At 47.9% G+C, this 13,904-nt stretch carries 14 protein-coding genes; 5 read left to right on the top strand and 9 right to left on the bottom strand.

Annotated features, from left to right (window positions below; all coding sequences use genetic code 11):
• Positions 1–10 precede the first annotated feature (10 nt).
• From ACYU87_RS22000 to ACYU87_RS22010, 3 genes are all read right to left on the bottom strand, one after another.
• A complete protein-coding gene (locus tag ACYU87_RS22000) occupies positions 11–1,126 on the bottom strand; it encodes a lysophospholipid acyltransferase family protein (RefSeq protein ID WP_461136256.1) in 1,116 nt (371 codons plus the stop codon).
• A gap of 12 nt (positions 1,127–1,138) precedes the next feature.
• A complete protein-coding gene (locus ACYU87_RS22005; RefSeq protein WP_461136257.1) occupies positions 1,139–1,294 on the bottom strand; it encodes a hypothetical protein in 156 nt (51 codons plus the stop codon).
• Positions 1,295–1,361: 67 nt separating this feature from the next.
• Positions 1,362–1,517 (bottom strand): hypothetical protein, encoded by a 156-nt coding sequence (locus ACYU87_RS22010; RefSeq protein WP_461136257.1) that lies wholly within the window; start codon positions 1,515–1,517, stop codon positions 1,362–1,364.
• Between the two features lie 188 nt (positions 1,518–1,705).
• On the opposite strand from ACYU87_RS22010, the gene ACYU87_RS22015 reads away from it, so the two are divergent.
• Positions 1,706–2,716, top strand: coding sequence for a LytTR family DNA-binding domain-containing protein (locus ACYU87_RS22015; protein WP_461136258.1), 1,011 nt, complete (start codon positions 1,706–1,708; stop codon positions 2,714–2,716).
• A 7-nt stretch (positions 2,717–2,723) separates the two neighbouring features.
• Here the strand turns inward: ACYU87_RS22015 and ACYU87_RS22020 are convergent, their stop codons facing one another.
• A complete protein-coding gene (locus ACYU87_RS22020; RefSeq protein ID WP_461136259.1) occupies positions 2,724–3,419 on the bottom strand; it encodes a LuxR C-terminal-related transcriptional regulator in 696 nt (231 codons plus the stop codon).
• Positions 3,420–3,647: 228 nt separating this feature from the next.
• Between ACYU87_RS22020 and ACYU87_RS22025 the strand changes: the two genes are divergently transcribed.
• A complete protein-coding gene (locus ACYU87_RS22025; RefSeq protein WP_461136260.1) occupies positions 3,648–4,034 on the top strand; it encodes a hypothetical protein in 387 nt (128 codons plus the stop codon).
• Between the two features lie 73 nt (positions 4,035–4,107).
• On the opposite strand, the gene dnaG is transcribed toward ACYU87_RS22025, so the two are convergent.
• The 4 genes from dnaG to ACYU87_RS22045 all read right to left on the bottom strand — a co-directional run bounded on the left by dnaG (position 4,108) and on the right by ACYU87_RS22045 (position 9,516).
• Positions 4,108–6,216 (bottom strand): DNA primase, encoded by a 2,109-nt coding sequence (gene dnaG, locus ACYU87_RS22030; RefSeq protein ID WP_461136261.1) that lies wholly within the window; start codon positions 6,214–6,216, stop codon positions 4,108–4,110.
• Positions 6,217–6,381: 165 nt separating this feature from the next.
• On the bottom strand, positions 6,382–8,274 hold the full coding sequence (locus ACYU87_RS22035; protein ID WP_461136262.1) for an amidophosphoribosyltransferase: 1,893 nt from the start codon (positions 8,272–8,274) through the stop codon (positions 6,382–6,384).
• A 105-nt stretch (positions 8,275–8,379) separates the two neighbouring features.
• On the bottom strand, positions 8,380–9,021 hold the full coding sequence (locus ACYU87_RS22040; protein WP_461136263.1) for a phosphatase PAP2 family protein: 642 nt from the start codon (positions 9,019–9,021) through the stop codon (positions 8,380–8,382).
• Between the two features lie 18 nt (positions 9,022–9,039).
• On the bottom strand, positions 9,040–9,516 hold the full coding sequence (locus ACYU87_RS22045; RefSeq protein ID WP_461136264.1) for a gliding motility lipoprotein GldH: 477 nt from the start codon (positions 9,514–9,516) through the stop codon (positions 9,040–9,042).
• Positions 9,517–9,623: 107 nt separating this feature from the next.
• On the opposite strand from ACYU87_RS22045, the gene ACYU87_RS22050 reads away from it, so the two are divergent.
• Genes ACYU87_RS22050 through ACYU87_RS22060 form a run of 3 tightly spaced genes read left to right on the top strand, consistent with a single transcriptional unit; the run spans position 9,624 to position 12,467 of the window.
• Positions 9,624–9,983, top strand: a complete 360-nt coding sequence (locus ACYU87_RS22050; protein WP_461136265.1) for a BlaI/MecI/CopY family transcriptional regulator — start codon at positions 9,624–9,626, stop codon at positions 9,981–9,983.
• 28 nt (positions 9,984–10,011) lie between these two features.
• Positions 10,012–11,505 carry a M56 family metallopeptidase gene (locus ACYU87_RS22055; RefSeq protein WP_461136266.1) on the top strand — a complete coding sequence of 498 codons (1,494 nt, stop codon included), beginning with the start codon at positions 10,012–10,014 and terminating at the stop codon, positions 11,503–11,505.
• Between the two features lie 2 nt (positions 11,506–11,507).
• The gene (locus ACYU87_RS22060) at positions 11,508–12,467 is read left to right on the top strand and encodes a hypothetical protein (RefSeq protein ID WP_461136267.1); all 960 of its coding nucleotides are present in this window, start codon (positions 11,508–11,510) and stop codon (positions 12,465–12,467) included.
• Between the two features lie 209 nt (positions 12,468–12,676).
• Here ACYU87_RS22060 and ACYU87_RS22065 read toward each other — a convergent pair whose 3' ends face one another.
• A complete protein-coding gene (locus tag ACYU87_RS22065) occupies positions 12,677–13,873 on the bottom strand; it encodes a PSP1 domain-containing protein (protein WP_461136268.1) in 1,197 nt (398 codons plus the stop codon).
• Between the last annotated feature and the right edge of the window lie 31 nt (positions 13,874–13,904).

Raw genomic sequence — 13,904 nt, forward strand, 5'->3', positions numbered from 1 at the left:
AGGACGCTGATTAGCGAAGTACTCCCATTTCCAGTAATTCTCCAAAAATTTCTTCTCCAACAACCTCTCTTACCGACTCAATTCCGTTCAGGTTGAGTAATAAATCACGTAAGTCTTCGGTTATCTCATACGTCTGGTAGAGCTGTCGATCAAAAAGGATGGGCGCCTGCTGAAGATCACACAGTGAATATCGCTCCTCATTAAAGGATGGCCGCATCGCTTCTTTCCGGGAAAGTCCAGTTTTAAGGACCTCAGGCTCCAGGAATGAATGTATATAGTTCCAGCCTTCCCACTGCTCGGGATATTTACTCAGGTAAGGCCAGAAAGCATCGTATAACTGCTGCATGGCTTCCTGACAATAGATCTCCCGGTCACTCTGCACAATTGGCCGAATTGGCTCCAGGCAGTGTAAGATGTTTATCATATCTGGTTGTCGGTAACTCACGACAGGTACAATTGGAATACCCGTTGCGTGAGAGAGATAACCAACTCCTTTGCGCGTTTTAACTCGCCGACCACCGAACCGCACGGACAGAAACTGTGCTTCATCGCCCGCTTCAGGCGCCGTTTCCGGGCTACCATCAACGTAAACAATCAACGATCGTCCGGCTTTTAACTCCCTCAGAACCGTCAGTCCGGCCGAGGGGCTTCCTGCCTCCACAATACGAAAAACGTTTGTGAGTCCATGTTTTTCGCGTAATCCCTGAATGTGTTCTGCCATGCCATCGCCCTGGGTCCGGTTCGTGTTACTCCCCACCAACAGTACACAATCTACACCTTGCCTAAACAGCACACTGGTAAGTAAACGGTATGATCCGAGGTGATATGTACAGTAAATACGAGGACCGGCTTCTTTCTTCAGCATTTTCTGCGCCCCGCGCATTTTCACCAAATCGCCAGCAGCTAAGCATTGCTGATCGAAAGTGGTAAAAACCTGCTGCAACAATAATTGACTGAACATCGTTGCATGGGTATCGCGGGGGATTTCGGGCAGGAGATTCCCAACGGTCGCTGAGAATGTCGTAAATTTCATCAGGTAACCTTGTTCTTTCTCGAGGTTTACCCGCTCGAAGTGATTACGGCAGTTCTCCAGCTCTTGCTTATAAAGTTGCTTTGCGGTTAGCATGGCATTTATGAATTAGCGGGTGGCTACCATTCTTGACAGATCCCACTCGCTGCAGCAAGGAGGTCCTTCGGCAAGAAATTTCAGCAGGTTGGCCGATTCTGACTTGGCAACTGATTTCGAGATTGCTTTTACAACTTGAGCTGGCTTGATAGAAAATTGCTTTTTCATGATTAATATTTTGTCAGATGATTGTTAGAAGTTGCGTTACAGTTGATGTACTAGGTCTATCTGTGAACTAGCGGGTAGCCACCATTCTTGACAGATCCCACTCGCTGCAGCAAGGAGGTCCTTCGGCAAGAAATTTCAGCAGGTTGGCCGATTCTGACTTGGCAACTGATTTCGAGATTGCTTTTACAACTTGAGCTGGCTTGATAGAAAATTGCTTTTTCATGATTAGTTATTATGTCAAATGATTGTTAGAAATTGCTTTGTTTGATCAGCGCCCGAATAGCGCCTTTTTGTTGATACAAAGCTACCAGCTGAATCAAGGGTCATCAATCACGAAAAAGTCACTATCCGCACTTGGAATTAGTTAAATATTACCAGTATATTAGTATGAGATTTGAATAAGAGGACAGCATGAAGGAAATTCGACTAACCCGGGGCTTCCTGAAAAAACCGATAAACAGTGTCTTGATATTGCTGAGCATCGTCCTATTGATCGAGGCTCTGTCATGGTCTATTGGCTATGACATCAAAGCGCACAAGGTGCAGCAACAGGGTGGCTCGGTACACTATGTTGGCATATTGCTACGCTCGCTCATTTTGCCGGAAATAGTTACCCTTTTTATTACAATCACGCTTCTCAATTACTTTCACAAGTGGCTTAAACTAAATGCCGTGGAGAATGATTGGCGATCGATTGGCCGTTACGAGGTGCGCTTTTTCCCGGTTCTGCTAATCTCATTCTGGGTTTTCAATCCGGTTACGCAGACCATTCGGTTTCTATTATCCCGATTTCCTGACTATTCGATCGGCGATTACTGGAACCAGTACATCGTTGACACGTACGCGTGGTCTGTTTATTTTACTTACTTGTTTCCCGTAGTCCTTATCGGATATACGGCGCTTAACATCTCCCTCCTCCAGGACTTTTTACATCAGCGCCGGGAAGCGCAGGAAACTGCCGAAGCAGAAGCCGCCAAGGCCGCTCAGGAAGCTCTGGCTCTGTCTGCTACCTTTCTTCCGAAACCTACGGTACCCTCTTCATTTCTGACGTACCTGAAAGGAAAGGATGCCCTTGGCGAACTTGACTTTCCGGTGAATGATGCCTACTACTTCACCATCGAAGAGCGGTTCTACTACGCCGAGTTGACTAAGGGGCGGTACATGATCAGCAAGACGCTCAATGAACTGGAAGCTGAACTGGACCCGTCTCAATTTTTTCGCATAAAACGAGATTATATTGTTAACCGGCAGGCTGTATTGAACTACGCCTACTGGGAGAATGGAAAGTACATTGTCCGCGTCAACACGCCCGAAGGGCACGACATTATTGTTCCCCGCGCACGAATGCAGGAATTTCGGGAATGGCTTCAGAACGGTCAGGGACCTTACGCCACAACCGACTCATTTATGCTAGCTACTTAAGCATCGTTTATAGGTAGTTTTTAACCGCTATCCCGTATTTTGGTAGTTGGCGACAACTGTTCAAGTCAAGTTTCTTAGCTATATGCGCTTTATGGTTTACAGCCGTTCGGTAGCTGATGTTCAATTTGTCAGCAATCTCAGTAGCGGTATATCCATTGGCAATCATTCGTAATACTTCACGCTCACGCTGGGTCAGGCGACTGAGTTCGTCGCGGGTAGAGTCGGATATAACATCCACGCCGTAGCCTTTGAGCAGGTTCATAAAACCATTGCTGTAATAGCAGCCTCCATTGCTAACCGTTTGAAAGCAGCGGTACAATTCATCCAGGCCGTCCGTAGCGTAGAGAAATCCAAAAAAACCAATCTGCATAGCGCTGGCAACCAGCTTTAAATCCGAGTTGCGCGTATACAGAATAAACTTTGTTTGCTGATTCGACTGGCGCATCTGCTCAACGATCTCAAAACTCTGCTGCCCTGAAATCTCGGCTTCCAGAATGACACACTGTGGGCGTTTCACTCTGATCTGCTGGAGGGTGTCTTCCATCTCAACCGCCCGACCGACAACATTGTAACCCTGCTCTTTCAGAAGTTGACTCAACACTTCGCAGTTGAACAGTTCTGACTGGGCAACCAGGATCGAAAAGTCCCGCCGTCGAATCGCAAATTTTTTTTTGAGTTCTTCACGATCGTCTGATTGATTCATGACCATTTGACATTTATAAGTAGAACAAGGTAACAACGCTAGAACCCCCTCAGCAACCATGCATGAATGAAATCACCATTTTCCCGGACGAAATCACCCATTTAGTCCTAACTATTTGGGTGATTTCGTCCGGGAAAATGGTGATTTCACGCAAGGCGACTTGTTTTGGGCTTAAATGAAAGCCTATTTTGATCATCCAATTCGCACAACACATATTTTGACCATCGGATGATTAATCAGGAAGAATCAGCAATATCGTTCGGATACGAAGCCTCAGAAGAGGAGATCCAAAAAGTCATTTTAGCATGGGCGCAGGCAACGGAAGCTTTTCATAATCGCTTTGCTAAATTGGATCGTCTTATCAGTGCACTGCAAGCATCGTCTCGTCGGCAACCTTCTGCAAACCGTGCTCGTTTGAAACGGCTTGTTGACTTGCGCCAACATATGGGTGATGTTCTTATGACCCTGTTACTTGATATGTCAGGTCAAAAATCAGGTCAGTCGGCTCAACTTTCTAAACCTGGTCAACTCTCTTCACACGCTAGTTTGCTGGACGAGTTGAACAGACAAATCGATGTCGAACTGATAAGCGTTACGACAATCGCTCAAGCGTAGTGTTCACCCTCCCCTCCTATAAAGGTTAGCCCCGGCATTTGCCGGGGCTTTTTTTTTCGCTACTCGCTGTACTTTATCCTGAGATTACAGTCCCGAGAAGACTGGAGATCTCAATATCAATTCGTTTAAAGTGCATGAACTCGGCTAGCAACTGATCAGCCTCTTCGGGTGGTTTATTTCTTGCTTCGCGAAGGAGCTGCTGTAAGTTTGCCATTCGCTGTTCGGCCAGCATCTTTTTTATTCGCAGGATATTTCGGTAAGCCGCATCGGCCAGAATTCCAACCTCTTCTTCTGAAGGCACCAGAATTTCATGCTTCAGCCATCCACCACTGATCTCATAACGGGGAGTGGTCAGGTGAATCGCCTGGCTCTGAAGCGCAGTGTCGTCCGATTGTCCGGTCGTGTCAGAACGATGATTCAAAAAGTCATTTGCCGTCAGAATATCACCGCGACCATAAGCTTCCCTGAACAGGGTCAGAATCAGGTCGTAAGGCGGTGTCTGAAAATCAATCTCGTGCAACTCACTCAGTACATACTGACAGAGCGTTATACCAGGCTCCAGTTCGCGTGCGCCGTAGTTAATTAACAGTCTGACACATTCCTCCTCTTGGTAGGATATGGGGGTTCTGACGGCCTTTGTACGCTCATCGGTGAAGAACTTGCCGGGTGCTGCCGGTTGGGGCGCCGATGCTGGCTCAAATGGATTATCAGTAAATCCATCAAGCAACGAATTTATGTCGTCGAAGGAGGGTTCGGACGAATCGGATGGCGTTGCGGAGGCCGTTTTTTTTCCGCCATCGCTAACCCGTTGCTGCCGTTCAGAGTCTTTTTTTGTTTGGTCCTGCTGCTTACGAAGCAACCTGTTTATTTCAGAAATAACCGATTGTTCGCTGACGTGAAACACCTGGGCTACCCGCTGAGAAAGTGTCTGACGCTTGAGTGGATCGGGTATTCTCGTAATACTGGCACAGACATCCGATATACCTTCTGCACGCTTGAGCGGGTTATCGCCAGCTTCGGTCAGCCACTGACTGGCTTTGAAGTCAATAAAGTCCTGTGAATGTTCCTGAATATACTTCCTGAATTCTTCGGCTCCTACCTTGTGTACGTAGCTATCGGGGTCTTCACCATCCGGAAGTAGTAATAGTTTTAGGTTAAGCCCTTCTTCGAGAACCATGTCCAGACCACGCAGCGCGGCTTTGATGCCAGCTGCGTCACCATCATACAAGATAGTAACATTGGGCGTGAAACGGGAGATCAACCGGATTTGCTCCGTTGTGAGCGATGTACCCGACGAGGCCACCACATTTTTGATACCAGCCTGGTGCAGCGATATGACGTCGGTGTAGCCTTCTGTCAAGTAACAGACATCTTCCTGGCGAATGGACTGCTTAGCCTGAAATATCCCGTATAAAACCTGGCTTTTGTGGTAAACAGTTGTTTCGGGCGAATTAAGATACTTAGGGGACGCCCCACCGGGCTGGCTCTTATCGACTTTCAGTATTCTGGCCCCGAAAGCAATCACCCGGCCCGATACATTATGAATCGGAAACATAACCCGGCCCCGGAACCGGTCAAATACCTTTTTATCGTTCCCCGTAGCACCATCCTTAATGAGAACCAGTCCGGCCTTTTCGAGCAAGTCACGGCTATACCCCCGGCGCTGGCCTTCTTTCAGTAGGGCATCCCACTGGTCCAGCGTATAGCCTAATTCAAAAGCGTCGATCGTGGGATTTGTAAACCCCCTTTCCCGAAAATAGCTCAGGCCAATGCTCTTTCCTTCCTCAGTGGTGCGCATGGTTTCCTGAAAAAAGGTTTTCGCGAAGTTGAGAACGATTAGCAGACTCTCCCGTTCGTTCTGACGAAGAAGGTCTTCCGGCGTTTGCTCCTGCTCCTCAATCTCGACACCGTATTTTTTAGCCAGGTAACGCAACGCTTCCCCATAGCCAATATTTTCGATGTCCATAATAAAACGAACCGCATCCCCTGCTTTCCCGCAACCAAAGCATTTGTAAATCTGCCGGGTGGGATTCACATTGAATGACGGTGTTTTCTCATTATGAAACGGGCAGCAGGCAATGTAGTTACTACCCCGTTTTTTGAGGGATACAAAATCGTTTATGACCTCCAGAATGTCGGCTGACTGACGGATTCGTTCAACTGTTTCCTCAGGAATTCGCATGGGTCAAGTACTGGTTATATCAAGTATCAAATGTACAGGAAAGTTACGTCACGTACACCGGTGCCAACAACTCAAAAGTTGGCCTAAAAACAATAGGCAGTCACAAACAAAACGGGGATGCCAAAGCTAGCTTCGGCATCCCCGTTTTGTTCTGTTCGTTATGACTTAATAGGCTCTTACCAGTTTGCCTTCCATAAAATTCACAAATGCCTTGTTAACGACCACGTTACCACCGGGAGTTGGATAATCGCCCGTAAAGTACCAGTCGCCCGAGTGATTAGGGCAGGCTTTATGCAGATTACCGACTGTCTGATACACAACTGCCACTTCGGCCTTGAGATCAGGGGGAGTGATAATCTGGGCTACTTTCTTGGATAGTTCTTCGTGGGTGAACGGTTCGAAAAGAGCCTTCACGTAATTCTGGCTCGACGCATTGCCCGTTTCTATAGCGGCTACGCATTGTCCATACACTTCATCCAGCAGTTCTTCCTGGCCTCTATCCCGAAGTAGTTCGAGGGCAGCCCGGAAACCAACGAATTCTCTGAACTTCGACATGTCGATGCCGTAGCAGTCAGGGAAACGAATTTGCGGAGCCGACGAAACAATGATAATTTTCTTGGGCCCCAGCCGGTCCAGCATACGCAGAATACTCTTTTCCAGCGTTGTGCCCCGCACAATCGAGTCGTCGACGACCACCACGTTGTCTTTTCCCTTTTTAATAACTTCGTACGTCGTGTCATACACGTGCGCCACCATATCGTCGCGCTGGGAATCGTCCGTAATGAACGTTCGTACCTTTACGTCTTTGGCAACCAGCTTTTCGATACGCGGCCGGAAAGAAAGCACGCGGTCCAGCTCCTCTTCGAAGAGGATGCCGTCCATAATCGCTTTTTTACGCTGCTTGGCCAGGTGGTCCTCTAACCCTTCAACCATTCCGAAGAAGGCCGTTTCAGCCGTGTTTGGAATGTAGGAGAAAACGGTATTTTCGAGGTCGTAATCTATTTCTTTTAGAATCTGCGGGATCAACAGTTTCCCTAATGTCTTGCGTTCGTTGTAAATATCGGGATCCGTAGCCCGCGAGAAGTAAATACGCTCGAAGCTGCATGACTTCTTTTCGATTGGCTTCACAAACTCCTGCTCCGCGTATTCACCGTATTTGTCGATGATGAGTGCATGGCCTGGTTTTACCTCCTGAATGGCACTGTAATCGACATTGAACGCCGTTTTGATCGCCGGTTTCTCCGAGGCCACGACCACTACTTCATCGTCCGCGTAGTAATAAGCCGGCCGAATACCCGCGGGATCACGCGCTACAAAAGAGGCACCGTAACCCGTCATACCAACCATGGCGTAACCACCATCGAAATCGCGGCACGACCGGTGTAAAACCCGCTGCATATCGAGGTTATCCTCAATAATATCTGACAGATCAGGATTTTCGTAGATACCCTTGAACCGTTCGAATACGCGCTGATTTTCTTCGTCCAGGAAATGGCCGATTTTCTCCATCACCGTCACCGTATCAACCTTATCTTTCGGGTGCTGGCCCAGCGAGACGAGTTTATTGAACAACTCGTCTACATTGGTCATGTTGAAGTTACCCGCTACCACCAGGTTTCGGCTGCGCCAGTTGCTCTGACGAAGCATGGGGTGGCAGTTCTCAATTTCATTGGCTCCATGCGTCCCATAGCGCAGGTGACCCATCCATACCTCGCCCGTGAAGGCAATATTTTCCTGGAGCCATTTGGCGTCTTTGGCTTTGTCTTTGTTGCCTTTGAGTGCCTTCCGGAATTTCTTGTTGACTTTTTCGAAGATGTCCGTTACGGGGCGCTGATCAACGGACCGATAGCGGCTAATGTAGCGGTGACCGGCGGGGACATCGAGTTTAATGTTGGCAATTCCGGCTCCGTCCTGTCCCCGGTTAACCTGCTTTTCCATAAGCAGGTAGAGTTTGTTGGCTCCGTAGAGCGCTGTTCCGTACTTATCAATGTAATACTGGTACGGTTTGCGTAGCCTGATTAGGGCAATACCGCACTCATGTTTGATGGCGTCACTCATGAGAGAGATTGTCGAAGCTCGTTGATTTATGTAGTACTGGGGTAACGGCACTGCACAGGCAATGGTTCGGCAGTGCTTTGAACAAATGTAATCAAAAATGGAAAGTTAATTTGCTTTTAACGGGCTCGTTTGCGTGGCCCAGCGGCTCATTAACCCGTAAATAAGGATGGAGGAGAGGGTACCAACCAGCGATCCGGCAAAGACATCTTCGACGAAATGCTGAAATAAATACACCCGCGAATACCCAGCCAGAAGCCCTAGCAACAGCCATACCCAGCCCCGACTCTTCTTCTGGTCCAGAAAAGCCAGCAGCCCAAACATGGCAAAAGCAGTAGTTGTGTGACCTGATGGAAAGCTGTTGTAGCTATGGATATCCAGGCCTTCGATGACGTGGTATTGAAAGGTCGAATGCTCGAAATATTTAAGTGGCCGGGGTGACCCATTAAAAACTACTTTCTTTAAAAATTCAGACACTAGCGACGACAGCGCAAAACTGGCCAGTGCCATCAGCCCGACCCGCCAGCTGACAAAGGCGATCAGTAACAGACAAACAGCGACAAAAAAAGCCCCATCACCTACGTACGTGATGTAAGGAAAAATCAAATCGGCCAACGGGCTATTGCGGCTGTTGACCCATTGCATAAGCTGCTCCTGCGAGTACACGGCCTGCAAGGCGCCAAACACCAGCAAAACAAACGCGTAAGGGAGAAAAAAGAGCCGGTTTTTTCGGAACAAATCGAAGACCATTAGAAACACAAAGTCGGGTTAATGGGCGGGTGTAGTCTTCTCAACGGTGATACCTACACTCATAATGTTCAGCAACGGGTCTTGCCGCATGTACTGCTTAAGCTGCATGGTGTATTTACCCGGCTTCGGAAAATGGTAGTTGCGCTTCATCAGAAACTTGTGGTCGAAGAGGTCGCCGAGGCCATCGCCGTTGGGTTTGCCGGTTTTAGGGTCCATCAGAATCAGCTCGTCCAGTCGGGATTCGATTTCTTTCCCGTTCGCATCGCGCAGGTACCGCGTCAGATAGAGGTTGTAATAGCCATAGGACAGGCTATTCCGGAGGTTATAATAAATATTGTAGGGCTGCGATGCATCCGTAATCTCGAAGGTAAACGATGGTGTATTTTTTATATACCACTTTCCGTCTTCAATATCGGTGTACTCTTTATAGACCGCATTTGTGTCGCAGCTACCAATAAACAGTGCCAGGCCCAGCAATAACCCCAATCGTTTCATATACCTCAAAAATAGTCTGCAAAGCTACAACGGTGCGACTGGCTTTTCAAGCGGCAAAAAACTACTTAACTAGTTTGCAAACGAAACAAATAGTTTTAAATTTGTTTATGGAAAAGTTAACCGCCAAGGAAGAAGAAGTAATGCAGGTACTCTGGAAAATGGAACAAGCCTATGTCAAAGACATGGTTCCCCAATTTACCAATCCACCCCTGCATTACAATACCGTTTCAACCATTGTCCGCAATCTCGAAGAGAAAGGATACATAGGCCACAAAGCGTACGGTAATACCCACGAATACTACCCAATTATCAGCAAAGAGGCTTATCAAAACCGGTTTGTGCTGACCAAAGTAGTCGATGAGTATTTCGATAACTCGTATAAGAATCTGGTCAGCTACTTCGCCAAAAACGAAAAAATTTCGGCCGATGAGCTACGGGAGATTCTGGCAATGATCGAGAAAAAATAGGCCGTTTTGTTCCGGACAGACGTCATTCATGATGGAAACTTTACGCTATATCGTGTTCGTCAACGGGCTACTCGCCGTGATTAGTGTTGCCTATTATGCATTACTCCGGCGCGAAACATTCTTTAACGCCAACCGGCTGGCTTTGTGGCTGGGGGTAGCCGGGAGTTTACTGCTGCCCCTGCTGAACCTACCCGACTGGCGTCCCCAGCCTATACGCACAGCAATGCAACAGACGGCGCGGGCTATTGTACCAAAATTAATAACTGAGCCAACGGACTCGCCATCAGGCGTTACGATTACCTTCCCAAACAAACGAACATTTGAGGCTTTTCAGGCACGGCAGAAACGCGTTGTCTGGTCATGGCAAACGCATCTTCTAGCGCTTTATACGGCTGTCGTTCTCTTTTTGCTGATCCGCTTTGGCAGCCAGCTTTTGTCCCTCAAAAAACTCATTCACCAATCGGTGTACGATCCTTACGATGACTTTATTCTGGTTCGTAATGAGACGGTTACATCACCCTTTTCCTTTTTCCACTGGGTCGTATTGAACCCCAACCAGCATACATCCGATGAACTGGACCAAATTCTGCGGCACGAGCGTGTTCATGTGCGCGATCGTCACAGCGTTGACATGCTATTCGCAGAAATGATTTGCATTGTTTTCTGGTTCAACCCCGCTATTTATCTATTCCGCAATTTACTTCATCAAACGCTCGAATTCAGTGCCGACCGGGCCGTTCTCGCCGAGGGCGTTGAGGCAAAAGCGTATCAATACAACCTGCTGAAAGTGAGTCTATCGGCGGGGCAATCGGCTATCACCAATCATTTCAGCAAGACACAACTCAAACTACGGATTGCTATGATCAACCAACCGAACTCATCCAAAGCAGCCTGGCTCAACTACCCGATTTTCTTTATTGCAGTCCTGACGGTAGCCTCAGCTTTTGCCCGGTCAAAGCCTGTAATATACTTTCCTAATCCAGTGGTAGAACCGGTGGCGGGACTAAAAGTATCCGTTAAAAAATTCGTAAAACCTGTTTTAAAAACTAAACGGATAGAGCCAGCCAAACTTAAGAACGTATATAACGATAAGAGTGCTCCACACGCACAAGACGTAGTTTACGAAGAGCTTCCTGAAGCGTCATATGACGTTGCGGTTGATTATCTGCCAATTACGGCTGATTCAACTGACGATAAAAAGATGGAAGCTATGATCTTAGAGGGCCAGCGTAAGTACGGTCATTTGGGTATTGGTCCCCGAAGGTTTGATAAGGAAGAAATAAAAAGACTATCCACTCCTGGGAGCTATTTGAAAATTAATCCTGATGGCTCTCTTTCGGTCGATGAAACTGCAAGCTATGCCAGGGTTTTTATCAATAATGAACCCGTTGCACCCCAGGCAGTCCGATCATTGACGATAAATCAACTGTACGCACTTACTGTCATATATGGACATAAGCCGGAGGGTCAAGAAAAAGTTGGGACGAGGTACATACTTTTTTACGCTGATAAGGGCAACTAACTATGTATAGCTTCACCACCCGTTTCAGCGGTCCTACCTTGCACCAGCGCGTCAGCATGATCAACAGCCAGCCTTCCGGACCGCGAGCCTGGTGGCGGTATGCTCTGTGGGTATGCTCAATGGGTATTGTGGTGCTGGCCTGCCAACATGAGACCCGGCAGCACGTTCATCTTCCGGATGATGGTTTCGTTGATAATGCCCTGCCCGCCACCAGCCCAACACGAGCTATGGTTGGCGACTTGGAGGAAAAAGGCACCTGGTATCGCCACATGGCCCTTTATCAGGATAAATTTGCGACACAGTTAGTCGAAAGCAAACCCGTTATACTACAGTTAAACGGAGACAGATTCGTATTACACGACGATTATAAGTATGAGTCGGCACTGTACATCAACGGAAAAGAGGCTTCGGTTGATGAATTAGCCAGGTTATCCCCCGAGTTTGTCCGTGAATTATTCGTGATGCACCAGTGGGAAAATTTGGCCAACGCCGATAGACAGGCCAAACCTTATCAACTATTCATTGAAACGAGTCAGAAGCCGATTCGATTTAATGGCAAGCGGAAACAGTTCTTCACGCTATTACAGGCGGCTGCTTTATCGAAATACCCACTGGGCGAATCGTTCTCCTTCAACATGAACCAACTGCTCGAAGCGACTTTTTTCCATAACAGAAATGCGCTTGTCGAGCGGACTAAAGACGAACACCTGAGCGTATATGATGACTACGCCAACGCAGTAGAAGTCGAGATCAATAACCTGCCCGCAACGCTTGCTGATGTAAAAACGATTCATGTACGGGAAGTTGCCCGTCTTTATACCAAAGAGCGGCATTACCTTGACTGGTTTCGGGCTGACAATCCCCTCCCCCGATTTCGATTGTCTATTGAAACATCCCCCAAACGAGCTAAGCGAGATAGTAGCTATTACGTTTTTAGTCCATTTTATACGGGCGACTTTTGAGGTGTCTTATGATGTTTTTGTGCTATCAGATGTAAGCATCTGACACGCAAGGTTTCTCAAAACCTTATTTATTGATTCGGTTTTGAAAACCCATCTGTCGGTTACGTATAACCGACAGCGCATATCTGTTCTGTGAGTACCTGACAGCACATATCTGTAGTACCGCATTACAACAAAACGCCCCGACCTAATTAGGTCGGGGCGTTTTGCTAAGTTTTACTATTAGGTGCAGGCCGGGGAGAACTACCCTCCGCCCCCCGCGACTTCTTTTTCTTCTTTTTATTCGCGCCCGTTCGAGCGGTGTACTTGGCATCCAGCTTTTGTAAATCACTGTTCAGCGCGGCTGCCGTAACGGGCTCTTTGGCTCCAATGGGCGTTAATACGTCGAACGATTCGGGAATGATGCCGTTTTTGTTCAACTCAACAATTTCCAGAACACGGCCAATGGGTAGTGGATACCAGGTACTTTCGGCTCCGTATCCAAACCACATAAGCTTGCGGAAGATGTCCGTCTTTTGCAGATAAGCGCGCCCCTTCTGTGTTTCCAGCGGTTTTTCAATCGTTGGAATGTCGCGCAGCGCGTCTATGTACGTATCCAGTTCGTAATTCAGGCAACATTTCAATCGTCCACACTGACCCGATAGCTTGGCCGGATTTAGTGATAGATTCTGATATCGGGCCGCTGATGTGGCAATATTTTTGAAGTCAGTTAGCCAGGTTGAACAACAAAGTTCGCGACCACAGGAACCGATGCCACCCAGCCGACCGGCTTCCTGCCGAAGGCTAATCTGGCGCATCTCGATTCGCGCTTTGAACTCACTCGCCAGCATTTTGATTAACTCCCGAAAATCGACCCGCTCCTCAGATGAGTAATAGAAGGTTGCTTTGGTATTATCCGACTGAAACTCAACGTCGGATAGCTTCATGTTGAGTTTTAACTCGCGTGAAATTTCGCGGGAACGGTAGAGGGCAGGGAGATCGCGCAGAACAGCCTGTTCGTGGCGTTCCATATCTTTCGGCGTTGCCATGCGGTGAATAACCTTCGTGTCGTCGTTAATTTTGACCGCCCGTTTTTTCACCTGTAGCCGTACCAGCTCGCCTTGCAGCGATACAGAACCAATGTGAAAACCCGATTGCATCTCAACAACCACATAGTCGCCCGTAGTAAGATCTAACTGGTGAACGTTGCGGTAATACTCTTTACGTCCCCCTTTAAATTTCACCTCAACTACGTCATATCGCAGACCTGGCATCGCAATGTCGCTCAGCCAGTCGAAAGAATTCAATTTGTTGCAGCCTCCACTGCTACACCCTCCGCTACCACATCCGGTGGTGGCTGTTTTCTCACCGTCGGATGCACCTCGCTGGGTTCCACACCCACCGGTTGCACAAGATTTGCAGGACATATATATAGGTGTTTACAGCCTGACGTTCGTG

This window comes from Spirosoma lituiforme (assembly GCF_054776635.1).